The 25,289-nt window shown below is 73.9% G+C and carries 24 protein-coding genes; 10 read left to right on the top strand and 14 right to left on the bottom strand.

Going from position 1 to position 25,289, the window contains the following annotated elements; translation table 11 throughout:
- Positions 1-88 precede the first annotated feature (88 nt).
- The 4 genes from ACFTZC_RS24490 to ACFTZC_RS24475 all read right to left on the bottom strand — a co-directional run bounded on the left by ACFTZC_RS24490 (position 89) and on the right by ACFTZC_RS24475 (position 4,126).
- Positions 89-928 carry a carbohydrate ABC transporter permease gene (locus tag ACFTZC_RS24490; RefSeq protein WP_382893102.1) on the bottom strand — a complete coding sequence of 280 codons (840 nt, stop codon included), beginning with the start codon at positions 926-928 and terminating at the stop codon, positions 89-91.
- A complete protein-coding gene (locus ACFTZC_RS24485) occupies positions 925-1,875 on the bottom strand; it encodes a carbohydrate ABC transporter permease (RefSeq protein WP_382893100.1) in 951 nt (316 codons plus the stop codon). Before ACFTZC_RS24485 ends, ACFTZC_RS24490 begins: the two co-directional genes overlap by 4 nt.
- Before the next feature lie 2 nt (positions 1,876-1,877).
- On the bottom strand, positions 1,878-3,122 hold the full coding sequence (locus ACFTZC_RS24480; RefSeq protein WP_382893098.1) for an ABC transporter substrate-binding protein: 1,245 nt from the start codon (positions 3,120-3,122) through the stop codon (positions 1,878-1,880).
- 83 nt (positions 3,123-3,205) lie between these two features.
- A complete protein-coding gene (locus ACFTZC_RS24475; protein WP_382893096.1) occupies positions 3,206-4,126 on the bottom strand; it encodes an ROK family protein in 921 nt (306 codons plus the stop codon).
- A 116-nt stretch (positions 4,127-4,242) separates the two neighbouring features.
- Here ACFTZC_RS24475 and ACFTZC_RS24470 point away from each other — a divergent pair, with 116 nt between their 5' ends.
- The 3 genes from ACFTZC_RS24470 (at position 4,243) to manD (ending at position 8,568) form a co-directional block, all read left to right on the top strand.
- Positions 4,243-5,445 carry an ROK family transcriptional regulator gene (locus tag ACFTZC_RS24470; RefSeq protein ID WP_382893094.1) on the top strand — a complete coding sequence of 401 codons (1,203 nt, stop codon included), beginning with the start codon at positions 4,243-4,245 and terminating at the stop codon, positions 5,443-5,445.
- Positions 5,446-5,728: 283 nt separating this feature from the next.
- Complete coding sequence (locus ACFTZC_RS24465) at positions 5,729-7,288, top strand: mannitol dehydrogenase family protein (RefSeq protein WP_382893092.1); 1,560 nt, start codon at positions 5,729-5,731, stop codon at positions 7,286-7,288.
- 65 nt (positions 7,289-7,353) lie between these two features.
- Positions 7,354-8,568: a D-mannonate dehydratase ManD gene (manD, locus tag ACFTZC_RS24460; RefSeq protein WP_382893090.1), complete on the top strand. Its 1,215-nt coding sequence runs from the start codon at positions 7,354-7,356 to the stop codon at positions 8,566-8,568.
- A gap of 85 nt (positions 8,569-8,653) precedes the next feature.
- Here manD and ACFTZC_RS24455 read toward each other — a convergent pair whose 3' ends face one another.
- Positions 8,654-10,087 (bottom strand): dihydrolipoyl dehydrogenase family protein, encoded by a 1,434-nt coding sequence (locus ACFTZC_RS24455; RefSeq protein ID WP_382893088.1) that lies wholly within the window; start codon positions 10,085-10,087, stop codon positions 8,654-8,656.
- A gap of 137 nt (positions 10,088-10,224) precedes the next feature.
- On the opposite strand from ACFTZC_RS24455, the gene trxA reads away from it, so the two are divergent.
- The gene (gene trxA, locus ACFTZC_RS24450; protein ID WP_382893086.1) at positions 10,225-10,611 is read left to right on the top strand and encodes a thioredoxin; all 387 of its coding nucleotides are present in this window, start codon (positions 10,225-10,227) and stop codon (positions 10,609-10,611) included.
- A gap of 73 nt (positions 10,612-10,684) precedes the next feature.
- Here the strand turns inward: trxA and ACFTZC_RS24445 are convergent, their stop codons facing one another.
- The 4 genes from ACFTZC_RS24445 to ACFTZC_RS24430 all read right to left on the bottom strand — a co-directional run bounded on the left by ACFTZC_RS24445 (position 10,685) and on the right by ACFTZC_RS24430 (position 15,035).
- Positions 10,685-12,121 (bottom strand): aldehyde dehydrogenase family protein, encoded by a 1,437-nt coding sequence (locus tag ACFTZC_RS24445; RefSeq protein ID WP_382893084.1) that lies wholly within the window; start codon positions 12,119-12,121, stop codon positions 10,685-10,687.
- A 183-nt stretch (positions 12,122-12,304) separates the two neighbouring features.
- Positions 12,305-13,495 carry a thiolase family protein gene (locus ACFTZC_RS24440; protein WP_382893082.1) on the bottom strand — a complete coding sequence of 397 codons (1,191 nt, stop codon included), beginning with the start codon at positions 13,493-13,495 and terminating at the stop codon, positions 12,305-12,307.
- Positions 13,496-13,636: 141 nt separating this feature from the next.
- Entirely contained in the window at positions 13,637-13,918 is a 282-nt protein-coding gene (locus tag ACFTZC_RS24435; RefSeq protein WP_382893080.1) for a hypothetical protein, read from the bottom strand.
- Positions 13,919-13,982: 64 nt separating this feature from the next.
- The gene (locus ACFTZC_RS24430) at positions 13,983-15,035 is read right to left on the bottom strand and encodes a LacI family DNA-binding transcriptional regulator (protein ID WP_382893078.1); all 1,053 of its coding nucleotides are present in this window, start codon (positions 15,033-15,035) and stop codon (positions 13,983-13,985) included.
- 114 nt (positions 15,036-15,149) lie between these two features.
- Between ACFTZC_RS24430 and ACFTZC_RS24425 the strand changes: the two genes are divergently transcribed.
- Positions 15,150-15,611 (top strand): type II toxin-antitoxin system PemK/MazF family toxin, encoded by a 462-nt coding sequence (locus ACFTZC_RS24425; RefSeq protein ID WP_382893076.1) that lies wholly within the window; start codon positions 15,150-15,152, stop codon positions 15,609-15,611.
- Between the two features lie 77 nt (positions 15,612-15,688).
- On the opposite strand, the gene ACFTZC_RS24420 is transcribed toward ACFTZC_RS24425, so the two are convergent.
- Positions 15,689-16,552, bottom strand: coding sequence for a TIGR02452 family protein (locus tag ACFTZC_RS24420; protein WP_382893074.1), 864 nt, complete (start codon positions 16,550-16,552; stop codon positions 15,689-15,691).
- 204 nt (positions 16,553-16,756) lie between these two features.
- On the opposite strand from ACFTZC_RS24420, the gene egtA reads away from it, so the two are divergent.
- Genes egtA through egtD form a run of 4 tightly spaced genes read left to right on the top strand, consistent with a single transcriptional unit; the run spans position 16,757 to position 21,106 of the window.
- Positions 16,757-18,031, top strand: coding sequence for an ergothioneine biosynthesis glutamate--cysteine ligase EgtA (gene egtA, locus ACFTZC_RS24415; RefSeq protein ID WP_382893072.1), 1,275 nt, complete (start codon positions 16,757-16,759; stop codon positions 18,029-18,031).
- Positions 18,028-19,389, top strand: a complete 1,362-nt coding sequence (gene egtB, locus ACFTZC_RS24410; protein WP_382893070.1) for an ergothioneine biosynthesis protein EgtB — start codon at positions 18,028-18,030, stop codon at positions 19,387-19,389. Before egtA ends, egtB begins: the two co-directional genes overlap by 4 nt.
- The gene (gene egtC / locus ACFTZC_RS24405; protein ID WP_382893069.1) at positions 19,389-20,147 is read left to right on the top strand and encodes an ergothioneine biosynthesis protein EgtC; all 759 of its coding nucleotides are present in this window, start codon (positions 19,389-19,391) and stop codon (positions 20,145-20,147) included. Before egtB ends, egtC begins: the two co-directional genes overlap by 1 nt.
- Positions 20,144-21,106 (top strand): L-histidine N(alpha)-methyltransferase, encoded by a 963-nt coding sequence (gene egtD / locus ACFTZC_RS24400; RefSeq protein ID WP_382893066.1) that lies wholly within the window; start codon positions 20,144-20,146, stop codon positions 21,104-21,106. The genes egtC and egtD overlap by 4 nt, the downstream gene beginning before the upstream one ends.
- On the opposite strand, the gene ACFTZC_RS24395 is transcribed toward egtD, so the two are convergent.
- From ACFTZC_RS24395 to ACFTZC_RS24385, 3 genes are all read right to left on the bottom strand, one after another.
- The gene (locus ACFTZC_RS24395; RefSeq protein ID WP_382893063.1) at positions 21,001-22,035 is read right to left on the bottom strand and encodes a lysophospholipid acyltransferase family protein; all 1,035 of its coding nucleotides are present in this window, start codon (positions 22,033-22,035) and stop codon (positions 21,001-21,003) included. The genes egtD and ACFTZC_RS24395 overlap by 106 nt on opposite strands.
- Complete coding sequence (locus ACFTZC_RS24390) at positions 22,032-22,871, bottom strand: GNAT family N-acetyltransferase (RefSeq protein ID WP_382893061.1); 840 nt, start codon at positions 22,869-22,871, stop codon at positions 22,032-22,034. Before ACFTZC_RS24390 ends, ACFTZC_RS24395 begins: the two co-directional genes overlap by 4 nt.
- Positions 22,872-23,100: 229 nt before the next feature.
- Positions 23,101-23,763, bottom strand: coding sequence for a histidine phosphatase family protein (locus ACFTZC_RS24385; protein ID WP_382893220.1), 663 nt, complete (start codon positions 23,761-23,763; stop codon positions 23,101-23,103).
- A gap of 171 nt (positions 23,764-23,934) precedes the next feature.
- On the opposite strand from ACFTZC_RS24385, the gene ACFTZC_RS24380 reads away from it, so the two are divergent.
- Complete coding sequence (locus ACFTZC_RS24380; RefSeq protein WP_382893059.1) at positions 23,935-24,150, top strand: dodecin; 216 nt, start codon at positions 23,935-23,937, stop codon at positions 24,148-24,150.
- Between the two features lie 65 nt (positions 24,151-24,215).
- Here ACFTZC_RS24380 and ACFTZC_RS24375 read toward each other — a convergent pair whose 3' ends face one another.
- Positions 24,216-25,154, bottom strand: coding sequence for a hypothetical protein (locus ACFTZC_RS24375; RefSeq protein WP_382893057.1), 939 nt, complete (start codon positions 25,152-25,154; stop codon positions 24,216-24,218).
- Positions 25,155-25,289 lie beyond the last annotated feature (135 nt).

Raw genomic sequence — 25,289 nt, 5'->3', positions numbered from 1 at the left:
CTGCGGGGCGGAGTGAGGGGCGGAGTGAAGGTGAGGGTGAGGGACGGAGTGAGGGGGCATCGGCTGGGTCACGGGGTTCGGCTCGCTCTCAGTCTTTCAGGCCCGCGTTGATGTCGGCGTTCATGACGTAGCGCTGGAACACCAGGAACATCACCAGCAGCGGCAGCAGGGAGATGACGGACGCGGCGATCAGCACCGGCCAGTCGATGTTCTGCGCGCCGATGAGGTTGCGCAGCGCGACCTGGAGGGTGAACCGCTGCTGGTCGCCGAGGACGATCAGCGGCCAGATGTAGTCGTTCCAGCGCCACTGGAAGGAGAAGATCGCCAGCGTGACCACGATCGGCCGGGCGATCGGCAGCATGATCCGCGTGAAGATGCCGATCTCGCTCGCGCCGTCGATGCGCGCCGCCTCCAGGATCTCGTCGGGGACGGTCATGAAGAACTGGCGGAACATGAAGATGCCGGTCGCGGTGATGATCGACGGGACGATGATCCCGGCGAGGGAGTCGTACAGCCCGAGTTCCCGCACGACGGCGAAGGACGGGGTCAGGATGACCTCGGTGGGCAGCATCGTCGTCGCGAGGACGCAGACGAAGAAGACCCTGATCCAGCGGGCGGAGTACTTGGCGAGGGCGTATCCGGTGCCGGCGCTGGCGAGGACCGTGAGGACGGTCGTGACGGAGGCGACGAGCAGGGTGTTGCCGAAGTAGCGCGCGAAGTGGATCCGCTGCCAGGCGTCCACGAACCCCTGGACGGTCCAGTCGCGGGGCAGGACGGAGAGCGGATAGCTGAAGAGTTCGCTGCCCGGTTTGAAGGCGCTGAGGACGAACCACAGGACCGGGAAGGCGAAGCAGGCGGCCAGCGCCCACAGCGCGAGGGTGACGGCGGCCGTACGGGATCCCTTCATGAGGCTCCTCGTGTCGTTCATGAGGCTCCCCGCCCTCGGCCGAGTCGCATCTGCACCAGTGCGACCACCAGCAGGATCGCCATCAGCACCATGGAGACCGCGCTCGCGTAGCCGACCTCGGCCCGCTTGAAGCCGGTCTCGTAGATGTACTGCACGATCAGGCGGTTGTCGGTGCCGGGACCGCCGCCGTTGAGCGCCTGGACCATCGCGAATTCCTTGGTGGCGTTGATCGTCGCCAGCAGGATCACCATGAAGGAGGTGGGGGCGATGGCCGGCAGGGTGATGTGGCGGAACCGCTCCCATCCGTTCGCGCCGTCCAGTTCGGCCGCCTCGTAGTACGACGTCGGCACGTTCCGCAGGGCCGCGATGAACAGCAGCATGTTGAACGCCGTGCCGCCCCAGGCCGTCGCGAGGACCACCACGGCGAGGGCGAGGTCCCCGTCCGAGGACCACTTGACCTCCGAGACACCGAGGGTGCCGAGGACGAAGTTGACGAAGCCGAAGTTCTCGCCGAAGAGCCAGCGCCAGATGACTCCCGTGACGATCGGGGAGATCAGCCACGGGAAGAAGAAGACGACCTTGGCGACGGTCGTGCCGCGGGCGAACCGGCTGACGAGGAGCACCGCGACGAGCAGGGAGAGGACATAGGTGAGCGGGACGGACAGCACGACGTACACCGCCGTGCGCCCCAGGGCCGCGTAGAAGTCCGTGTCCCCGAAGAGGGTGCGGTAGTTGTCGAGGCCGACGAAGTCCGGCTGCCCGAAGCCCCGGTAGTCGGTGAACGAGTAGAGCAGTCCGAGCGCGCCCGGCCAGACGAAGAACAGCAGGAACATCACGATGTTGACCGCGGCGAGCACGACCGGTGCCGACCGGTAGCGGCCGGGCCGTCGCCGGCGGGGCGCCGCGGAGCGCGGCGGCGGGATGCTGCGGCGGCCTGCCACGACGGCCGCCGTCGACGTCGACTTCATGATCAGCGACCGGCCTCGGTGAACTTCTTCTCGATGGCGGCGACCGTGGCCTTCACGTCCTGGTCGCCGTTGAGGTACTTGACGGTCTCGTCCTTGATCGGATCGTCGGTGGACCCCTTGCCCCGGTAGGCGTCGGTCAGTTCGGTCCGCATCTGGAGCGAGCTGATCGGGCCGGACGAGGCGATCTCGTCGTTGTAGACGTCGAAGGCCTCCTTGTTCGCGGCGTACTTCACGTCGATGCCGTCCTCGACGGGGAGGAAGCCGGAGATCTCGCAGAGCTTCCGGTAGTTCTCCGGCGTGTACAGCCAGTCGATGAACTCCGCCGTCTTCTCCGCGGCCGGACCGTCGTACCCGACGACGTAGTTGGTGCCGAGGTTCGTGGCGCGCACGGGCTGCTTCGGCATCAGGACGGACTTCCACTCGAAGTCCTTGATGTTCTGGGAGAAGTCGGTGATCTGCCAGACACCCGAGTAGTAGGCGGCGACGCGGCCGCTCTTGAACAGGGCGTTGGCGTCGTCCCCGGAGAGCCAGACGGAGCGGGGCATCATCTTGTCGTCGTTCAGCGCCTTGAAGCGCTCCAGGCCGGTGGTGGTCTCCGGGTTCGCGGCGTACGCGCCGCCCGCGTCCGGTCCGAAGCCGTTGCTGCCGTACTGGTAGAGGAAGGAGCGCAGCCGGTGGCTCGAACCGTCCATCACCATGCCGTACTTGGCGTCCGTCGCCTGCTGCACCTTCTTCAGCGAGGCGGTGAACTCGTCCCAGGTCCACTGGTCCCCGGCCGACTTCGGGTACGGTACGCCCGCCTTGTCGAAGAGGCTCTTGTTGATGAACAGGCCGGCCGCGGTCAGGTCGGTCGGCAGGGCGTTGACCTGCCCCTTGGACGACTTCGCGAGGAGGTTCGCCTTGACCTTGTTCTTCTCGGCCGTGCCCGTCAGGTCGAGCAGGGAGCCGGCCCAGAGCGGGTCCACCGAGGGCACCCGGGCGAGCGCGGGGAGATCGCCCGCCTGGGCCGCGTTGCGCAGCTTGGTGCGCAGGTCGTCGTAGGGGATGTCGACGACATCGATCTCGACGCCGGTCTCCTTGGTGTACTCCTTCGCCATCGCGGCGAAGCCACCGCCCTGGTTCCCGTCGCCGGAGAGCCAGAACTTCAGAGTGTCGGAGTCTCCCCCCGCGCCGCTTTCACCGCCGAACGCGCAGCCCGTGAGGGCGAGCGAGAAGACGGTCGCTATCGGGATGAGCTTCTTTCGCATGCCGTCCAACTTTCTTGGTGTGTCCGGGGGTGTGTCCGGGGCCGCGGGTGGCGCGGCTCCGGACGGCGGGCGGTCCGGCCGCCTCAGGGACCTGGGCTCAGGGCCTCGCGTGCCGCGATCAGCGCGCCGGTGAGGGCGGCGTCGTCGTACGTACGGGAGCGCAGCAGCGTGGGCGGGAAGGGGACGAGCCGTTCCAGCGCGGCGGCGAGCGCCGTGAACACCTCGTCGTGGCGGGCCATCCCGCCGCCGACGACGATCCGCGCCGGGTCGAAGGCGATGGCGAGGTTGGCGACGGCGGCGGCGAACCGCCCGAGACGGTCACCGATCTCCGCGCCGAAGCCGGCCTCGGTGGCCGCGAGTTCGAACGCCGTGCCGGCGGTGGCGTCCTCCCCCGTCCTGGCGCGCGCGAGCGCGGTCAGCGCCGCGCCGGAGAAGACTTCCTCCAGGGGCGCCCGGTCCTCCCGTACGCCCGGGTCCGCCGGGTCGAGGACCTGGTAGCCGATCTCCCCGGCGGCGCCGTTCTCGCCGGTCAGTACGGTCCCGCCGACCACCAGCGCGCAGGAGAGGCCGGTCCCGACGTTGAGATAGATGCCGTGTCCGACACCGGCCAGCCGGCCCTCCCTGGCCTCGGCCAGCGCCGCGGCCTTGACGTCGTTCATGACGGTGATCGTGGCCCGTGGGAAGAGCGCGGTGGCCGCCCGGCGCACCCGCAGCTCCTCCCAGCCCGGGGTGTGGGGCGCGAAGAGCACCCCGGTCTCGGTGACGATCCCCGGGCAGACCAGCCCGGCGCCGCGCACGTCCGCGCGCTCGGCCCCGGGGCCGAGCAGGGCGTCCACGGTGTCCGCGATCCGCGCGAAGAGGGGGTGCGGGCCCTCCTCGGGGCGGGTGGGTATGCGCTCGGTGCGGCGCGCGGAGCCGTCCGCCCCGCCGGTGACGAGGAGCGCGGTCTTGGTTCCGCCGATGTCGACCGCCACCATGGGCCCCGGGCTGGCAAGCGCTTTCATGAGCGATGATTGTAAGGGAGCCTCCTAAATAAACAAGAGGTACGCCCGAACCTCCGTACGTTCGATCCGCACCTCCGTACGTTCGGACGGAGAGCCAGACCAGAGAAGAGGGCCCGTTGCCGAAGTCGTCCCCGATCGCGACCAGTACGACGTACATGCGCCACCTCAACGAACGATCCGTCTTCCACCACGTCTACGCCGCCGGATCCATCTCCATCCCCCAGCTCGTCACCGCGTCGGGGCTGTCGAAGCCCACGGTGAGCGCGGCGGTCGCCGCCCTGATCGACAACGGGCTGCTGCGCAGGCTGGGAGTGCGGACGGGGCAGGCCGGCCGGGCCCCCCAGCTCTTCGGCCCCGAGCCCACCGCGGGGTGGGTCGCCGTGCTGGACATCGGGCGGCGCTGGGTGCGGCTGGCGCTGACCGACCTCACCGGTGACATCGTGCGGCACGTCCGGGTGCCCTCCGCCCGCGACGCCGAAGGACTGGTCGGCGTCATCGAGGAACTGGTGTCCGCCACCCTCGCCGAGCGGTCGCTGACGATGGCGGACCTCCTCCAGATCGTCGTGGGCAGCCCCGGCGTGTACGACCCCGGGGAGGAGTCCTTCCGGCTGGCCTCGAACCTGCCCGGATGGGAGTACGCCCTGCACGTCAGGAGGCTCCGGGACTTCTTCGCCGAGGCCGGCGCCGTCCGCTTCGAGAACGACGTGGACCTGGGCGCCCTGGGCGAGCGGACCAGAGGCCAGGGCCAGGACATCGACAACTTCGTCTATCTGCACGTCGGTTCGGGGGTGGGCGCCGGGATCGTGCTGAACGGCAGGCCGCTGCGCGGCACGCGCGGCATGGCCGGCGAGATCGCCTTCATGCCGGTCCTGCCGGTGCCCCGGCGCGGGCTGCCCGACGAGGTGCGCGAGCGCGGCATGCTGGAGACCGCGGCGGCGGCGGACGCGATCGTCGGCGCGGCGCGGGAGCGCGGGATGACGGACGCGACGACGGCCGAGGAGGTCCTGGCCGCCGCGGCGGCGGGCGACCCGCGGGCCCGCGAGGTGCTGACGGCGGAGGCCAGGCTGCTGGCCCTGGCCCTGGCCGCGGTCGTCACCGTCGTGGACCCGGCCCTGGTCATCCTGGGCGGCGGTGTGGGCCGCCGGCTCGGCGACTACATCCCGGCCGTCCAGGCGGAGTTGTCACTGATCCTGCCGTTCGAGCCGCCGCGCCTGGAGGTGTCGCTCCTCGGGGACCGGGGGATCCTGTACGGCGGGGTCGCCGCCGGGGTCGAGCTGGCGCGGGAGATCGCCCTGGCCCGGCGCTTCGCCAACGGCTGAGGGGCGGCCGGGGGCCGGTGGCGCGCACGGACACGGAGCCACCCGGGCCGCACGCGGCCGAAGGACGGTCCGCCGCCCCGGTCCGCCGCGCCGGCCGAGGGGCGGTCCGCCGCGCCCCCGGGCCACCGCCTCCCGGCGCCCGCCCCGGGGCCTCCCGCCCGGCCGGCACCACCATTGCCTCCTAACATACAAGGCTTGTATGGTAGTACTGCCGGAGATCGAGGACGCCGCGACGGACCGGCGTCCGCCCCGCCGGCGAAGACTCACCGAGGAGCCCCCCGCGTTGAACGCCAGCCCGAGCCAGAGCCGCGGCCCGCGCCCGATCCCGGACGTGCCGCCGCTCTCCCGCGCCCGCCTTCCCGTACCCGGACTCGCCCGCCCCCGTACCGCACCGGAGCGGGGCATCGTCCATCTCGGGCTCGGCAACTTCCACCGGGCCCACCAGGCGGTCTACACCGCCGAGGCGCTCCGGCACGCCGAGGGCCCCTGGGGCATCACCGGGGTCGTCACCGGGCCGACGCAGCGTTCGCGGACCGTCGTGGAGGGCATGACCGCGCAGGACGAGCTGTACACCGTCCTCACCCTCGGCGGCGACGGCTCGGTACGCGCGGACGCCCCCGGGGTGCATCACCCGGGGCTGCTCGGCGGGGACCAGGCCGAGGCGGTGGTGGACGCCATCGGCGCGGCCGGCACCCGGATCGTCACCCTGACCGTCACGGAGAAGGGGTACACGTTCACCCCGTCCGGCGGCCTGGACCTCGACGACCCGCGCGTCGCCGCCGACCTCACGGGAGCCGGTGCCCCGCGGTCCCCGCTCGGCCTGCTGCTGCGCGGTCTGCAGCGCCGGGTACGCGACCACGCCGCCCCGCTGACGGTGCTGACCTGCGACAACCTGACGGACAACGGCAGCAGGCTGCGGCAGCTGCTGGCGGAGTTCGCGGCGGCCCTGCCGGCCGGTGAGCGCGAGGAGCTGACCGCCTACCTCGCCTCCTCGGTGTCCACGCCCTCCAGCATGGTCGACCGCATCGCGCCCGCCACCACCGACGAGCACCGTGCCCTGGTCGCCCGGCACTTCGGGGTGCGCGACGCGGTGCCGGTGCCGGCCGAGCCGTACCGGCTGTGGGTCCTCCAGGACGACTTCCGCGCCGGACGCCCCGCCTGGGAGAAGGCCGGCGCGGTCTTCACACCGGAGGTGGCGGGCTACGAGACGATGAAGCTGCGGCTCCTCAACGGCGCCCACTCCCTGCTCGCCTACCTCGGGCTGCTGCTCGGTCACCCGTCCATCGACCGCGCGGTGGCCGACCCGGGGCTCGGCGCCGCGGTCCGGCACGCCATGACCCGGGAGATCCTGCCGAGCCTCGACGTACCGGACGGGGTGGACGGCGCCACGTACATCGAGGAGCTGCTCGAACGCTTCGCCAACCCCGCGCTCGGTCACCGCACCGCGCAGGTCGCCACCGACGGCTCGCTGAAGATCCCGGTGCGGTGGGCGGGCCCGCTCGCCCACCATCTCACCACCGGCGCGGTGCCCGATGTGCTGGCCCTCGGGGTGGCCGCGTACGTCCAGGTCGTCACGCGCGGCCGGGACGCCTACGACGAGCGGGCCCTCGGGACCGTACGGGACGACGCCACCGCCCGGCTGCGCGAGCTCGCGGCGCGCGCGGCCGAACCGGGCGCGGCGGCGCGGCTGGTGGTGGAGGCGGGCGGCATCCTGCCCGAACCCGTCGCGGGGCGGCGGGAGTTCGCCGACCGCGTCGCCGGATACGCGCGGGACCTGGACCGGCACGGCCCCCGCGCCACCCTGGACGCCGCGCTGCGCGCCGCCACGGCTCCCCCTTCCTGAACGCCGCACCCCCGGCCGCAGCGCCGGCTCCCCCACCCACCACACGGAAAGGCGGTCCGCCCGCAATGGCCACCATCGTCGACGCCCAGGTGTTCGTCACCAGCCCGGGACGCAACTACGTCACTCTGAAGCTGACCACCTCCGACGGCGTCACGGGAATCGGCGACGCCACCCTCAACGGCCGTGAGCTGTCGGTGGCCTCCTACCTCAGCGACCATGTCTGCCCCCTGCTGATCGGGCAGGACGCGGACCGTATCGAGCAGATCTGGCAGTACCTCTACAAGGGCGCGTACTGGCGTCGCGGACCGGTCACCATGACGGCGATCGCCGCCGTCGACGTGGCGCTGTGGGACATCAAGGGCAAGGTCGCCGGGCTGCCCGTCTACCAGCTGCTCGGCGGCGCCGCCCGCGAGGGCGTCACCGTCTACGGCCACGCCAGCGGCAACGACATCCCCCAACTCCTCGACGACGTCGACCGGTTCCTCGGCCAGGGCTTCCGCGCGGTCCGGGCCCAGGCCGCGGTCCCCGGGCTGGAGCGCGTGTACGGCATGCGCAAGGGCGACGGCGTCACCTACGAGCCGGCGGACGGCGCCCTGCCGACCGAGGAGGCCTGGGACACCGGCGCCTACCTCGACTTCGTCCCCACCTACATGGCCGCGGTCCGGGAGCGGTTCGGCTACGGCTTCCAGCTGCTGCACGACGTGCACCACCGGCTCTCCCCGATCGAGGCGGCGCGCCTCGGCAAGTCCCTTGAGCCGTACCGGATGTTCTGGATCGAGGACCCGACCCCCGCCGAGGACCAGGACGCCTTCCGGCTCATCCGGCAGCACACCGTCACACCGCTGGCGGTCGGCGAGATCTTCAACAGCATCTGGGACTGCCAGCACCTCATCACGAACCGGCTGATCGACTACATCCGTACGTCGGTGTCGCACGCCGGCGGGATCAGCCACCTCCGCAAGATCTTCTCCCTGGCGGAGCTGTACGGGGTGCGCACCGGCTCGCACGGCGCGGGCGACCTGTCCCCCGTCTCCTTCGCCGCGGCGCTCCATGTCGACCTCTCCGTCGCCAACTTCGGCATGCAGGAGTACATGGGCCACCTCAGCCCGTACGAGGAGGTGTTCCGGACGTCCTGGCGGTTCGAGGACGGCCTGATGCACCCCGGTGACCGGCCCGGGATCGGCGTCGACTTCGACGAGGAGGCCGCCGCCCGCTTCCCGTACAACCGCAAGTACCTGCCGGTGAACCGGCTGCGGGACGGCAGCGTCCACGACTGGTGACGGCGCCGCCGCACACGGCCCGGTGACGATCTGTCAGGTCACCGGGCCTTCCCCTCGTTCCCGCTTCACTTCCGTCGGTGGGGCGTCACTGGTCGCGGTACGTCTCCAGCAGCCGCAGCCAGATCTCGCTGATCGTCGGGAACGAGGGGACGGCGTGCCACAACCGGTCGACCGGCACCTCACCGACCACGGCGACCGTCGCGGAGTGCAGCAGCTCGCCGACCCCGGGGCCCGCGAGGGTGACCCCGCGCAGGATCTCCCGGTCCAGGTCGACGACCATGCGGGCGCGGCCCCGGTAGCCGTCGGCGTAGAGGGCCGCGCCGGAGACACCGGAGAGATCGAAGTCGACCGCGCGGACCCGGTGGCCCGCCGCCTCGGCCTCCGCGAGGCTGAGGCCGACCGCGGCGATCTCCGGGTCGGTGAAGATGACCTGGGGGACCGCGGCGTGGTCGGCCGTCGCGGTGTGGGCGCTCCACGCGTCGGAGGCGGAGACGGTGGCGCCCTTGGCCCGCGTGGCGATGGCGGCGCCCGCCATCCGGGCCTGGTACTTGCCCTGATGGGTGAGGAGCGCGCGGTGGTTGACGTCGCCGACCGCGTACAGCCAGTCGCTCCCCTCCACCAGGCAGGTGTCGTCGACCGTCAGCCACGAGCCCGGTTCCAGGCCGACCGTCTTCAGGCCGAGGTCGTCGGTGCGCGGGGCGCGGCCGGTGGCGAAGAGGATCTCGTCGGCCTCGATCCGCTCGCCGTCCGCCAGCACGGCGGTGACGGGTCCGCTCGCGCCGTCGCGTTCGACCGCCGCGACCGACACGCCCGTACGGACGGTGGCGCCCGCCTCGGTGAGCGCCTCGGTGACCAGCTCGCCCACGAACGGCTCCAGCCTGGGGAGCGGGCCGTCGCCCCGGATCAGCACGGTGACCTCGGAGCCGAGCGCCCGCCACGCGGTCGCCATCTCCATCCCCACCACGCCGCCGCCGACCACGACGAGCCGCGCGGGGACGGTCGGGGAGCTGGTGGCCTCCCGGCTGGTCCAGGCGCCGGCCCCGTCGATTCCCGGCAGCCCGGGCAGGACGGCCCGGCTGCCGGTGCACACGGCGACGGCGTGCCGCGCCGTCAGCACCCGCTCGGCGCCGTCGGAGTCCGTCACCGTCACCCGCTTGGGGCCGTCCAGCCGGCCGTGGCCGCGGTGCAGGACGGCGCCGATCCCCTCCAGCCAGCCGACCTGGCCGTCGTCCTTCCAGTGCGCCGTGAAGTAGTCGCGGTGCGCGAGCACGGCCGCGGCGTCCAGCGGGCCCCTGGCCGACTCGCTCAGCCCCGGCACCCTGCGCGCCTCGGCGCGCGCGAGGGCCGGGCGCAGCAGCGCCTTACTGGGGATGCACGCCCAGTACGAGCACTCACCCCCGACGAGCTCGCTCTCCACCACCGCCACACTCAGCCCGGCCGCCCTGGCCCGGTCGGCGACGTTCTCCCCGACCGGTCCCGCGCCCAGGACCACCACGTCGTACTCCACAGCTTCTGTCATGGGGACAGTCTCGCCGGGGGCGGGTCGCATGGCCACACGATCTTCGGGCAGGGGCCTGGACGTGTACAGGAATACGGCGACGGCCCGGACCGTTGTCGCAGGCGGCTTCACCGGAGAGCAGGAAGAGGTACCAGGACATGGCCACTGTGGAACTCACCAAGGAGAACTTCGACCGGACGGTGTCGGAGAACGACTTCATCCTGATCGATTTCTGGGCTTCCTGGTGCGGTCCGTGCCGCCAGTTCGCCCCGGTCTACGAGAAGGCGTCGGAGCGGCACGACGACCTCGTCTTCGCGAAGGTCGACACGGAGGCGCAGCAGGAGCTGGCCGCGGCCTTCGAGATCCGGTCGATCCCGACCCTGATGATCGTCCGCGACAATGTCGCGGTGTTCGCCCAGCCGGGCGCGCTGCCGGAGACCGCTCTGGAGGACGTGATCGGCCAGGCGCGCGCCCTGGACATGGACGAGGTGCGCAAGTCGGTCGCGGAGGCCGAGGCGAAGGCCAAGGACACCGAGCAGGGCTGAGCGGGGACCCCGCCCAGGGCTACGCGGGCGGGGTCCCCGGCCGACCGCCCTGTGGGCGGGCCCCCGTCCGGTCCTAGAAGGGGTGGCTCGCGGGCTCGCGCCGTACCGTCGTCCAGCGCAGTTCCGTGAACGCCTCCAGATTGGCCTCGCCGCCGAAGCGGGCGCCCGTGCCGGACGCGGCGATGCCGCCGAAGGGGGCGACCGCCTCGTCGTTGACGGTCTGGTCGTTGATGTGGGCGATCCCCGTGGGGATCCGGTCCGCCAGCTCCAGACCGAGCGCCGCGTCCCGGGTGACGATGCCCAGGGAGAGACCGTACGGGCCCGCCGACGCCAGCGCGGTGGCCTCGTCCAGACCGCTGAACGGGCGTACGGGCGCGACCGGGCCGAAGACCTCCTCCGTGTAGGCGGGGGTGTGGTCGTCGACGTCGGCGAGGACCGTGGGGCGGTAGAAGAGGTCGCGGTGGGTACCGCCCGCGGCGACCTTGGCCCCGCGGGCCGCGCTCGCCTCCACCAGGGCGTCGATCTTGGCCAGTTGGGCCGTGTCGATGATCGGCCCGAGGTGGACCTGGTCACGGTACGGATCTCCCACGGCCAGCGATTCGGCCCTGGCGGCGAGCCGCTCGACGTACTCCTCGTACAGCGAGGCGTGGACGAGATGGCGTCCCGTGGTCATGCAGATCTGGCCCTGGTGGAAGAAGGATCCCCAGGTCGCCTGGGAGACGGCGGCCTCGATGTCGGCGTCGGCCAGGACGACGAGCGCGGAGTTGCCGCCGAGTTCGAGATGGGCGCGCTTCAGGGCACGGCCCGCCGCCTCGCCGACCGCGCGCCCGGCGGCGGTCGAGCCGGTGAAGGAGATCACCGGCACCCGCGCGTCCGCGACCAGCGCCTGTCCGGTCTCCGCGCCACCGGGCAGGATGTGCAGCAGCCCGTCCGGGAGTCCGGCCTCCGCGAGGACCGCGGCGAGCGCGAGCCCGCCGCAGACGGCGGTGCGCGGGTCCGGCTTGAGCAGCACCGCGTTGCCGAGCGCCAGGGCCGGGGCGACCGACCGGATGGCGAGGATCAGCGGCACGTTGAACGGCGCGATGACGCCGACGACCCCGGCCGGGACCCGCCGCGTGTAGGAGAGCCTGGGCTCCTCGCTCGGCAGCACCTGGCCGGTGGGGCGGGAGGCGAGCGCCGCGGCCTCGTAGCACTCCTCGGCGGCGACATGCAGTTCGAAGCCCGCCTTGCCGGGGATGGACCCGGACTCCCGTACCAGCCAGTCGCGCAGCTCGTCGGCGTGCGCGGCGAACAGGTCGCCCGCGCGCCGCAGCACCCCGGCCCGTACCGGATACGGGGTGGCCGCCCAGGCCCGCTGCGCCGCGGCGGCGGCCTCCGACGCGGCGGCGACGTCCTCGGGGGCGGCGAGGGCGAGGGTACCCAAGGTGTCACCGGTGGCGGGCTCCACGACCGCGGACTCACCTCCCGACAGTCGGACGGGCTGCCAGGTCTTGGGGTCGAGCAGGGACATGAAGGCTCTCCAGTCGCTCGGATGATCCGGTACGGTACAGCGATTCGGCCACGGGTGCGACGGACGCGGGGCAGCCGCGCGGGCGGCCGGACCGGGCCGAACTCCGCCGCGTGCACGGCGTGTTGAGGTCACGCTCCGGCCGGCCCCGGCTCTCCGGGCCCCCGGTTCCGGCCGGGCGCGCGGTCAGCGTTCGAGGACGAGCGCCAGCCCCTGCCCCACCCCGATGCAGAGCGCGGCGAGTCCGGTGCCCGAACCGGCCGCGGCGAGCTGGTGGGCGACGGACCCGGCGAGCCGGGCACCGGAGGCGCCCAGCGGGTGGCCGATCGCGATGGCGCCGCCGCGCGGGTTGACGAGCGCCGGGTCCAGCTCGGGCCACTCGGCGAGGCAGCCCAGCGACTGCGCGGCGAACGCCTCGTTCAGCTCGAAGGTGCTGAGGTCGGCGAAGGTGCGCCCCGCCTTGTCCAGGGCGCGCCGCACGGCCTCGACCGGCCCCAGCCCGAAGAGCTGCGGCTCGACACCGGTGACCGCCGAGGCGCGGATCCGGGCCAGCGGCTCGCGGCCGGTCTCGCGCAGCCCCGCCTCGTCGACGAGGAGCAGGGCGGCGGCGCCGTCGTTGAGGGGCGAGGCGTTCCCGGCGGTCACCGTCCCTGTCCCGTCGGCACGGAACGACGGCTTCAGCTTGGCGAGCGCCTCCATGGAGGTGGTGTCGCGGATGCATTCGTCGCGCGTGAGTTCCACCCCGTCGTACGGGACGACCTCGCCGTCGTAGAGTCCGGCCGCCCAGGCCGCGGCGGCCTTGCGGTGGCTGGCGAGCGCGAAGGCGTCCTGCCGCTCCCGGCCGAGGGCGTGCTTGTCCGCGATCAGTTCGGCGCCCTCACCGAGCGGAACGCTCCACTCCGCGGGCATCCTCGGGTTGGTCATCCGCCAGCCCAGGGTGGTCGAGTGGAGCTGCTGGTGACCGGCCGGAAAGGCGCGCTCCGGCTTCTGGAGGACCCAGGGGGCCCGGGACATGGACTCGACGCCGCCCGCCACGACGACGGAGGCGTCGCCGAGGGCGACCGCGCGGGCGGCCTGGATGACCGCTTCGAGACCGGACCCGCAGAGCCGGTTCACCGTCACCCCCGGGACGGAGACCGGGAGTCCGGCGAGGAGCACCGCCATCCGCGCCACGTCGCGGTTGTCCTCGCCCGCGCCGTTCGCGTCGCCGAGGACCACGTCGTCGATCCGCGCCGGGTCGAGGTCCGGGGTGCGGTCCACCAGCGACCTCACCACATGGGCGGCGAGGTCGTCGGGGCGTACGGAGGAGAGGGCGCCTCCGAACCTGCCGATCGGGGTGCGGACGGCGTCGACGATGTAGACGTCGCGAATGCTCATCGGATCTCCGGCTTCTCTCCCCCGGGCGCGCAGCCGCCACTCCCGACGGCTGTTCGCCTGGTGAACTTTGGTTCATAACAGCTCGCCGTCCGAGTCTCTGCCCGGTGCCGACCGCTGTCAACGGGCTCGGGGGCCGGTTCTTCAGGCCGGAGTCTGGTCCTGGGGTACGGCGACCACCCGCACCGTCATCCCGTAGTCGAGCTCCTCCCCGTCGATGAGCAGCGCCTCCACCGTGCGGGTCTCGGGGTCGATGTCCGCCTCCATGCCGTTGCCCGCGTACCGCGGATAACCGGAGGCCCCGGTGTCGCCCGTCGCCTCGACCACGGCCGAGCGCAGGGCGTTCTCGGCCCAGGGCGGTCCTTCGTGCTCCTCGGTGAACCCCGCGACCAGCAGAAGCTCGAACCGCTGCGGAACAGTAGCCATACCGTCGACGCTAGCCACCCGGCCCGGCCGCCGCACGTCGCGCGGGTACGGCCGCGGGGGCCCGTCAGCTCGACTCACGGTGGACGACCCGCGCGCCCATCAGGCCGTGGCGCTCAGGTTCGGCCCCCGGGTCGCGGACGGCCCGGTCGACGAGCTGGGCCAGCCGGGGCCCGGTCGCCATGTCGATACGGACGGTGGAGAGCCGGGGCCGCAGCAGCCGCCCGAGCAGCGCGTCGTCGGCGCCGATCACCGCGGTCTCCTCCGGCACCCGGATCCCCTCGTCCTGGAGCGCCCGCATCAGGAGCATCGCGTACTCGTCGTTGTACGCGAAGACGGCGTCGAGGCCGAGCCCCCGCCAGCGCGCGGCGAGGCCGGCGGCGGACTCCTCCGTGCGGGCCAGGGGCAGCGGCGTGACGCGGGCGGCGGCGTCCGTGACCGGATCCCGCGCGGCGGCGTCCGCGCCCGCGAGGCGGAGGGCGGCGTACGGCTCCAGGCCCGGTTCCGCGGGCATCACCACCCCGATCGCGCGGCGCCCGCGCGCGACGAGATGGGAGACCGCGCGGCCACCGATCGTCCGCTGGTCCATGACGAGCGCGTGCGCGCCCGCGATCCGCTCCGCGCCGAGGGTGATCACGCTCCTGGCCCCGGACCGCTTGAGGAGCTCCACCGCCTCCGGGGTGAGCGGCGTCTCGCCGAGCGAGACCACGGCGACCGGCCGCAGTTCGGCCCAGGCGCGGGCCGCGCCGACCGGGTCCGGGCCGAGGCTGCCGTACTGCACCACCGTGTAGCCCAGCCGGCGCAGGGAGCGCTGGAACTCGTCGAAGACCCGGCTGTGGAGCGGGCCCGCGGGGGCGTGTCCGGTGGGCAGCAGCACCATCCGGGTGCGTCCGGCGCGCAGGCTGCGGGCGGCGGCGTGCGGGACGTAACCGAGCGCTTCGGCGGCCTCCAGGACCCGGAGTCGGGTGGGCTCGCTGATCCGGACGTCGGTGACGCCGTTGAGCACGTACGAGACGGTGGCGCGGGACACCCCCGCCAGCCGCGCCACGTCGAAGCTGGTCGGGAGGGAGCCGGCCGGAACGGCGGCTCGGGCGGCGGAGTGCTCGGTCGGCTGACTCATCGCACCGGGCATCCTGCCAGAACGGCCCCCGGCGGGGCACCCGGTGGACCGATCCGGCCGTTCCCCATGGACCCGCCCGACGTCCGCGAGGGAGCAGGCCCTACCGTCGTACAGATGATCTCCTCTTCGCCCACGTCCTCCGCCTTCCCCGACTCCCCCGGCCGCGGCGGCCCCGCCGCCACGACCGAGGCCGACCCGCGCGCCGTCGGCCCCGTCCGCACCTCCTACGCGCCCGAGCGCGACGGCGACCCCGACCCGGGGGAGATCGTCTGGACCTGGGTGCCGTTCGAGGAGAACGACGGACGCGGCAAGGACCGGCCGGTGCTGGTGGTGGCGCGCGAGGCGGCGGGCACCCTGCTCGCCGTCCAGCTCTCCAGCAAGCGACGTGACCAGGACCGCGAGTGGGTGCCGATCGGGGTCGGGCCGTGGGACCGCGAGGGGCGCGAGTCGTGGGTGGACGTGGACCGGGTGCTCCGGGTCCACGACGGGGGGATGCGGCGTGAGGCGTGCGCCCTGGACCGGGGGCGGTTCAACCTCGTCGTGAACCGGCTGAAGGAGCTGTACGGCTGGAAGTGAGGAGCGTACGGGGCGGGGCGACCGTGACGTCGCCGCGGACGGCGGCGGCACCGTCACCCCGGCCGTACGCCGCGGCCCTACGGGGCGGTGTGTGCCAGCACCCGCCGGAACGCCCCCAGCGTCGGCCCTTCCGCCGTGCGGTCCAGCACCGCGAAGACCGTCTCGTCGAAGGCGCCGGCGAACCGGCCCCCGCCCGTGAGCAGCGCCCGGAAGGCGCCCGCGACCACCGCAGGATCGTTCTGGAAGACCCCGCATCCCCACGCCCCCAGCACCAGCCGCCGGTAGCCGCACTCCACGGCCGTCTCCAGGACCCGCTCCGCGCGGGAGGCGAGGGCGGCCGGGACGCGGTGGGCGTCCTCGGGGGCGCGCCGCGCGATCACCCCGGCGTTCGGCGCGGGCGAGGTGAGGAAACCCACCCGGTACGGCGTGTCGAGCAGCCCACCCCGGTCGTCGCGGAAGACCGGCACCCCCGGTGAGTGGATCACCCGGTCGGTGTAGAACGGGTCCCGGTCGGCGCGGTGGTGGGCGTAGAACTCCGGCGCCGCCCGCAGCGTGGCGTAGAGCGCGGAGGCCCGGCAGAGCGCCTCCTCCTGTGCCTGTGCGCCGTTCAGATAGCCGCCGCCCGGGTTCCGCGCGGACGCGAAGTTCAGGACCGCCACCGGCGCCCCGGGGTCCGCGGCCGTCAGCCGGCGCGCCGCCTCCAGGCTGCTCTCGCCGGTGACCTCGACGACCGGTCCGCCGCGCTCCGTACGGCCGGAAACCGCCGCCCCGGAGGAGGGGCCCGCGGGGCCGACGGGGCCGGGGCCGTACATCCGCGTGCCCGCGACGGCCGCGTCCAGTTCCGCGCGCAGGACCACCTCACGGCCGTCCGGAGCACGGTAGACCCCCGTTCGGACGATCTCCTCTGTTTCCTTCGCGATACCCCGCAGCCGAGCACTCATGGGCAAATCCTGCGTGAACGATCTCGGACGGGGCAACCGCATTTCTGACGAAAAAGTGAGCGTGCGGGCACTCTTGTGCGAAGCGGCGAGAGTGGCTTTAGGTTGGACGAAGTGCTCGCCCCGAGCCAGGGGCGCTGGACGAAGTGCTCACCCCGACCCCGGGGCCGAGTGAGGTCAAGCGGTCTTCGACAGGAGGATCCGCACATGCCACCCGACAGATTCATCGACGAGGGACCACCGCTCGGCGAGAACGAGGCCGAGGACCTGCTGCGCGGCATCTGCTTCAAGACGGGCCCGCCCCGCACCGTGGGCGTCGAACTGGAATGGCTCGTCCACGATCTGCGCGACCCCGAGATCCCCGTCCCGGCCCACCGCCTCCAGGAGGCGTTCGAAGGGCTGCGGGACCTGCACCTCCGATCGGCACTCACCTTCGAACCCGGCGGCCAGGTGGAGCTCAGCTCCGCGCCCGCCGCGTCCCTGACGGAGTGCGTCACCTCCACCGCCGCCGACCTGGACGCCGTGCGTCCGGTACTGCGCTCGGCGGGACTCGTCCTCACGGGTCTGGGGCAGGACCCCTGGAACTCACCGCAGCGGATGCTGCGGGAGCCCCGCTACGACGCCATGGAGACCTATCTCGACCGGATCGGCCCGGCCGGCCGCGCCATGATGCGGTCGACCGCGTCGATCCAGGTCTGTCTGGACGCGGGACACGAGGAGCCGGGGCCGCTCGGCCACGGCCGCCGCTGGCAGCTCGCCCACCTGCTGGGCGCGGTGCTCGTCGCCGCCTTCGCCAACTCCCCGATGCGGGAGGGCGTGGCGACCGGGTGGCGCTCCACCCGGCAGGCCATGTGGGCCCGGCTCGACCCGCTCCGTACCACCGCGCCGTCCGCCGCGCTCCCCCCGCGCGACGCCTGGGCCGCGTTCGCGCTGGACGCTCCGGTGATGTGCGTCCGGGCGGCCGAGGGGCCCTGGGCCGTGCCCGAGGGGCTGACCTTCCGCGAGTGGATCCGCTCCGGGCTGCCGCGCCCGCCGGGCCGCGCCGACCTCGACTACCACCTCACGACGCTCTTCCCGCCGGTCAGACCGCGCGGCCATCTCGAACTGCGGATGATCGACGCGCAGCCCGGTGAGGACGGCTGGCTGGTGCCGCTCGCCGTCACCACCGCGCTGTTCGACGACCCCGAGGCGGCGGAGACCGTGTACCGCACCGTCAAACCGCTCGCCGAGACCGCGGGCCCGCTGCCCGCCCCGGCCAATCCGCTCTGGGTCAACGCCGCGCGGTACGGCCTGGCCGACCCCGAGCTGCACGCGGCGGCGATCGCCTGCTTCGCCACCGCCCGGGAAGCGCTGCCGCGCGTCGGCGCGACACCCGCCGTACAGGAGGCGGTCGCCGCGTTCACCGAACGCTACGTCCTGCCGGGGCGGTGTCCGGCCGACGATCTGCGCGCCCCCGTGACACGGAAGGACCCCCGCACATGACCGACCTCGCCGGCCTGTCCACCGAGGAGCAGCTCAGACAGCGCGCCGTCGACTCCCTGACGGCGGCCCGGGCCCGCACCGCCCTGCTGACCTCCTGCGTCGACGACCACGACCTGACCGCACAGCACTCGCCGCTGATGTCCCCGCTGGTGTGGGACCTCGCGCACATCGGCAACCAGGAGGAGCAGTGGCTCCTGCGGACCGTCGGGGGCCGCGAGGCCCTGCGCCCCGAGATCGACTCCGTCTACGACGCGTTCGAGCATCCCCGGGCCGCCCGGCCCACCCTGCCGCTGCTGCCGCCCACCGAGGCGCGGGCGTACGCCGCCGATGTACGGGGCCGGGTCCTGGACATCATCGAGCGCACCCCGCTGCGCGGCGGACCGCTGCTCGACGCGGGGTTCGCCTTCGGGATGATCGCGCAGCACGAGCAGCAGCACGACGAGACGATGCTCATCACCCACCAGCTGCGGACGGGGCCGGCCGCGCTGACCGCGCCCCCGCCGCCCGCCGGTGACACCACGGGGCTGCCCGCCGAGGTCCTGGTGCCCGGCGGCCCCTTCACCATGGGCACGTCCACCGAGCCGTGGGCGCTGGACAACGAGCGGCCGGCCCACCGGCGGCTCGTCCCGGCGTTCTGGATCGACACCGTGCCGGTGACCAACGGCGACTACCAGCGGTTCATCGAGGACGGCGGCTACATCGAGGAGCGCTGGTGGGCGCCGGAGGGCTGGGCGCAGATCCGGGAACACTCCATCGGCGCCCCGCTGTTCTGGCGGCGCGAGGGCGGGCAGTGGCTGCGCCGCCGGTTCTCGGTGGTGGAGCCGGTCCCGGCGGACGAGCCGGTCCTCCATGTGAGCTGGTACGAGGCCGACGCGTACGCCCGCTGGGCGGGCCGGCGGCTGCCGAGCGAGGAGGAGTGGGAGAAGGCCGCGCGCCACGACCCCGTCTCGGGACGGTCGCTGCGCCATCCCTGGGGTGACGGCGAGCCCACCGAGGCCCACGCCAACCTCGGCCAGCGCCATCTCCGGCCGGCCCCGGCGGGCAGCTATCCGGCGGGCGCCTCGCCGCTGGGGGTACGGCAGTTGATCGGGGACGTGTGGGAGTGGACGTCGAGCGACTTCCTGCCGTACCCGGGCTTCGCCGCCTTCCCGTACCGCGAGTACTCGGAGGTGTTCTTCGGCGGCGCGCACAAGGTACTGCGGGGCGGTTCGTTCGCGGTGGACCCGGTGGCCTGCCGCGGCACGTTCCGCAACTGGGACCTGCCGGTGCGCCGGCAGATCTTCTCGGGGTTCCGTACGGCGCGGTCCGCCCCGGCCGGGTACGAGGCGCGCACCGGGCGTGCCACCGGGGTCTCCTGATGTGCCGGCACATCGCGGCCCTCGGAGCGCCGATGACGCTCGGGTCGGTGCTCGTCGAGCCGCCGCACGCGCTCTTCCGGCAGTCGTGGGCGCCGCGCAGACAGCGCAACGGCACGGTCAACGCCGACGGTTTCGGCGTCGGCTGGTACGCGGAGGGCGACCCGGTGCCCGCGCGCTACCGCCGCGCGGCGCCCATCTGGGGCGACCCCGGCTTCGCCGATCTGGCCCGGGTGATCCGTACCGGCGCGCTGCTGGCCGCCGTACGGGACGCGACGCTGCCCGGCGCCGACGGGGAGGCCGCCGCGGCGCCGTTCGCCGCCGGGCCCTGGCTGTTCAGCCACAACGGCTCGGTGGGCGGCTGGCCGGGATCGGTCGCGGACCTGGCCGCGGCGCTGCCCGCGGAGGAACTGCTGTCGCTGGTGGCGCGCAGTGACTCGGCACTGGTGTGGGCGCTGGTGCTGCACCGGCTGCGGGCGGGCGACGACCCCGGCCGGGCGCTGGCCGAGACGGTCGTCGACGTGGCACGGGCGGCGCCCGCGTCCCGGCTCAACCTGCTGCTCACCGACGGGGTGCGGATCGCGGGGACGGCCTGGGGCGACACGCTCTGGTTCCGCCCCGCGGCGCAGGACGCGCCGCTGCTGGTGGCGTCGGAGCCGTACGACGACGATCCGCGCTGGCGCGAGGTCCCCGACCGCACGCTGCTCGTGGCGAGCCGCGGCGATGTTCTGCTGTCCCCTCTCAAGGAGCTACCCGCGTGAGCCCGTTCCTGCTGACCCGCACGCTGCCCGAGCACGCCACGGACGCCGCGCTGCGCGCCGATGTGCTCCACGGGCTGACCCGTACGCCCAAGACACTGCCGCCCAAGTGGTTCTACGACGCCCGCGGCAGCGACCTGTTCGAGGAGATCACCGCCCTGCCCGAGTACTATCCGACGCGCGCCGAGCGGGAGATCCTGCTCGCCCGCGCGCCGGAGATCGCGGCGGCGACGGGCGCGCGCACCCTGATCGAGCTGGGATCGGGGTCGTCCGAGAAGACCCGTCTGCTGCTGGACTCGCTGCCGGAGCTGGCCAGTTACGTGCCGGTCGATGTCAGCGAGAGCGCGCTGCGCGGGGCCGCCGAGTCGCTGGTCGCCGATCGTCCCGGGCTCGAAGTGCACGCGATCGTCGCGGACTTCACCGGCGGACTGGTGCTGCCGGGCACCCCGGAGCCCCGGCTGGTCGCGTTCCTGGGCGGCACGATCGGCAATCTGCTGCCCGCCGAGCGCTCGGCGTTCCTCGCCTCGGTGCGCGGGCTGCTGGCCCCGGGCGACGCGCTCCTCCTCGGCACGGACCTGGTGAAGGACGCGTCGGTCCTGGTACGGGCGTACGACGACGCGGCCGGTGTGACGGCCGCGTTCAACAAGAACGTGCTGACCGTCATCAACCGCGAGCTGGGCGCCGACTTCGCCCCGGACGCCTTCGACCACGTGGCGCTCTGGGACGCGGAGAACGAATGGATCGAGATGCGGCTGCGGGCGCGCTCCGCGCTCACCGTGAAGATCCCGGAGCTGGATCTGGTGGTGCACTTCGCCCCCGGTGAGGAGGTGAGGACGGAGGTGTCGGCCAAGTTCCGTCAGGACCGGGTGCGGTCCGAACTGGCCGCTGCGCGGATGGAGTTGACGCACTGGTGGACCGATGAGGCCGGCCGGTTCGCGCTGACGCACGCGACAGCGGTCTGAGAGGGACCGGCATCGGCCCCCGGGTACGGCTCGCCGCCGGGCATCCCGGCACCGGGCATCCCGGCCCCGGCCATCGCCGCGCCGGAACCGGCGTGGCCGCCGTGCCCGGGGGCGCCGTGCGTGATGGCGTGGCGCGCCGTACGGGCCAGCGCGCGGCGGTCGGTGCGGGGGCCGGCCGGGATCGGCGGCAGGAGGGTGAGCTCCGCCGTGAGGCCGCCGGCCGCCACGACCCGCCACAGGGACGCGGGCAGGGTGTCGTCCCCGACGAAGGCGGGCGCGCCCGAGGACGTCCCGTCCGGTGCGCGGTAGGTGATCCGTACGGGCCGGACCTCGGCGCCCGCGTCCACGGCGGCCTGGAAGACGGCGGAGGTGAACCGGCCCTGTTCCCGGCCGCACCAGGTACATGCCTCGGGGAAGGCGATCACCCGTGAGCCGGCCCGCAGGGCGGTGGAGAGGGTCCGTACGGCGTCGGGCAGCGCGCGCAGCCGCTCGCGTTCCACGAAGAGGGTGCCGCCCCGCGCGGCCAGCGCGCCCAGCACGGGCCAGCGCCGGATTTCGCTCTTGGCCAGCATCCGTCCCGGGAAGACGACGGCGAGGAGCGGGATGTCCAGCCAGGAGATGTGGTTGGCGACGACCAGCACACCGGCCCCGCGCGGGGCGAGCGCGTCCGCCGGGCCGGCTCCCGGCGCGCCGCGCACCGTGACCCGCAGGCCGAAGGCGCGCAGTACGGCGCGGGACCAGCTCCGGGTGAGCCGGTCGCGTACCCCCGGGGGCAGCGGGGCGAGGAGCGGGGCGAGCAGCGCCCCGCAGAGGACGAGCGGGATCCCCCGCAGCAGCCGGACCGCCCCGGCCGCCGTGCTCGCCGCCGGGCCGCCGTGGCGCGAGCAGTCGCGCGGGGTGCAGGGCGCGGTGGGCAGCCAGGCGCTCATGCGACGGGGGCTGGCGCGAGGGAGAGGAAGTGCCGCAGGTAGCGCGGGTTGGTACGGCGCATCGACAGCAGGACGTACAGGTCGGCGACGCCGAACTCCGGGTCGTGCGCGGGCGCTCCGCACACCCAGGCGCCGAGCCGCAGATAGCCGCGGAGCAGCGGCGGCAGTTCGGCGGGGGCGGCGGCCGCGGCGCCGGGCTCCGGGGTCCAGAGCCGGTGCGGGGTGACCCAGTACTCCTCGGGCGCGAGGTGCTTGTCCTTGACGCGGTTCCAGGTGGAGGCGGCGAGCGCGCCGCCGTCCGCGAGCGGCACCGAGCAGCAGCCCGCCAGCCAGTTGTGTCCGGTGGTGGCCATGTAGCGGGCGAGCCCGGCCCAGATCAGGGCGATGACACCGCCGGTGCGGTGCAGGGGGTGGACGCAGGAGCGGCCCACCTCGACCAGGTCGTGGCGGATCGGGGCGAGCCGGGCGAGGTCGAACTCGCTGTCGGAGTAGATCCGCCCGGCGGCCCGGGCCCGGTCGGGCGGCAGCAGCCGGTACGTGCCGACGACCTCGCCGGTGGTCTCCTCCCGTACCAGCAGGTGGTCGCAGTACGCGTCGAACGCGTCGGTGTCGAGACCGGGCTCGGGCCCGTCGAGGCGGGCGCCCATCTCCCCGGCGAAGACGAGGTGCCGCAGCCGCTGGGCGGCCCGTACGTCCTCCTGGGTGCGGGCGAGCTGGACGAGGTAGCGCGGTTCCGGGCCGGCGGCGGGGCCCGGGGCGGCGAGCGGCGCGGGGGCCGGGGCGCGGAGCGGGGCGCCGGAGAGCACGGGGACGGTGGCGGGAGCGGGGGCGGACATGGCGGACTCCTGTGCCGTAGGGGAGGCAGGCCGCCGGGTCCGTCGCGGGGGCGTGGACCCGGCACCTCGTTTCTTCCGTGACCGGCTGGATTTGACATGACCACACGGCGGAGCGCGGATGTGAGGCGGTTGAATGCCGGGGTCCGCGCCGGGCCGGCCCAGGACCGGCCCGGCGGGGACCCCGGCACGGATCCGACGCGGGCCCGGCGCGGACCCGTCCGGGAGGTTGCTACAGGGCGCGTCCGGCGGGACCGCCGTTCACCGGCTCGTCGCCGCGCGGGACGACCGGCGTCCCCGCCCAGGTCAGCGCCTTCCACCCGGCCGCCGCCGGTCCGGCGGCGCCCTCCAGGACCACGACGCCGGTGTTGTCGAGGGCGTGGGCGGCGGCGAAGGCCACGTCCACGTTCTCCGCCCGGGCGGCGGTCCACATCCGGATCGCCGCGCCGTGGCTGACCAGCGCCACCGTACCGGCGCCCGTCGCGGCCGCCTCGGCCACCACCGCGTCGAACCGGGCCAGCGCCTCGGCCCCGCTCTCGCCGCCCGGCATCCGCAGCTCCGTGTCGCCCGCGGACCAGGCGAACGCGGTGGTCAGATAGCGCCTGACCGATTCCTCGTCGCCCCGCATCTCCAGGTCCCCGGCCGACAGCTCCCTGATCCCGTCCCTGACCCGCGGCTCCAGACCGCGCGCGGCGGCCAGCGGCGCCGCCGTGAGCCGCGTCCGTATCAGGGTCGAGACGTACAGCGCGCCGATGTCCTCGTCCGCCAGCGCGGCGGGGAGCGCGGCGGCCTGCAGCTCCCCCGTCGCGGTGAGCCCGGGACCGGGCGCCGCGGTGTCCAGGAGCCCGGCGAGATTGGACGGTGTCTGGCCGTGGCGGATCAGCAGCAGGCGCATGAGGTGAGTCATCCTCCGAATGGACGTACGGATACCCGCACCACTCTCCCAGAGAGCCGCGGCGGCGGTCGTGGCCTCGCGGGCGGCGGCGGGGTGGGGCACGGTGGAGTGACGCCGCGGGCCCCGCGACGTGTGAAGGCGTGAGTGAAACCTGCAGAGGAGAACGGCCCCATGTCGCACCACACCTACCGGGTCACCGAGATCGTCGGCACCTCGCACGAGGGCATCGACGACGCCATCCGCAACGGCGTCGGCCGCGCGGCCCAGACCCTGCGCGGACTGGACTGGTTCGAGGTGACACAAGTACGCGGCCACATCGTCGACGGGGACATCGAGCACTACCAAGTCGGCCTGAAGGTCGGCTTCCGTCTCGACGACGGGGAGTGAACGCCCGGCGGGTACGGGCCGGGACGTACGGCCGACGGGAACGGGCCGGGACGTACGGCCGACGCTCAGGTGGTGAATCCCGCGTGCACGTGGTCGTGGTGGGTCGCGTCGGTGAAGAACTGCCCCGCGGCGCCGCCGGAGAGCCGGACCGGGCCGCCCACGTTGTACGACCCGGCCGCCGCCGCGTCCCGCATGAACCTCTCCACGAGCCGCCGCGAGGTGGCCGGGTCCACGACCGCGTGGCCGTCGATCTGCCAGACGTCGAAGGCCCGGCCGCGCGGATGGTCGCTGGGCCGGTCGGTGCCGAAGACGTCTCGCGGGTGGCCGGAACGGATCACGCTCACGTACATCCGGTACGTGCCCGCCAGCCGGAGCAGCGCCCGCAGCACGCTCTCGTGGACATGGCCGCTGCGGACATCGGCCGCCGCCGCGGGCGGCAGCGTGATCCGGCGCTCCGCCAGCACCCCGCGCGCGGCGTCGGGGAGCGACGGCGCCGCCGCGCCGGGCCTGGCCGGGTGGAGCGCGGTGACCTCCCAGCGGGGCCGGGCCCGGCGCAGCCTCACGTCGACGGTCGTGCCGCTCGTGCCGGTCGCGTGTCCCGGGGTCCACTGCCGGCAGACCACCAACACGCTGGCCGAGTCGGCGAGGATCCCGCCGTACTGCGCGTCGACCACCTGGAGCACGGCCTCGTCGGCGGCCGGCAGCAGCGGCCCCGCCTCGTCCACGAGCGACGGCGCCGCGCCCAGCGCGGCCACCCGCCGCTTCGCCGCCGCGGCGCCGCCCTGCCCGGCGGGCCAGGCGCCGATCGCCTCCACGACCTGGACGGCGCGCAGCTTGACGGCGGGGTCCACGTCGGCGCGGTCGGGCCGCCACGGGGTGGTCGTCGGCAGCGGTACGGCCGAGGACGCCGGATCCGCTCCGGTCCGCGAGGGCCCCGAGCACCCGGCGGCCCCGGCCAGCAGCCCACCGGAACCGAGCAGCAGCGCCCGCCTGCCGAGTCCCATGCCCGCACCTCGTTCCCGCTCCGGTCCCGCTCCCGCTCTTCAGGGTGCGGGAGCCGGGGTGGGGCCGCACGCCGCCGTGGTCCGACCGGCGGAGGCGCCCCCACGGCCCTCGCACGGCCCTCCATCGGCCCGGCT

The sequence above is a fragment of the Streptomyces sp. NPDC056987 genome, from assembly GCF_042673865.1.
Lineage (GTDB): Bacteria > Actinomycetota > Actinomycetes > Streptomycetales > Streptomycetaceae > Streptomyces.
The sequence above is the reverse complement of the archived record's forward strand: the minus strand, read 5'-3'. Positions and strand labels throughout refer to the sequence as shown.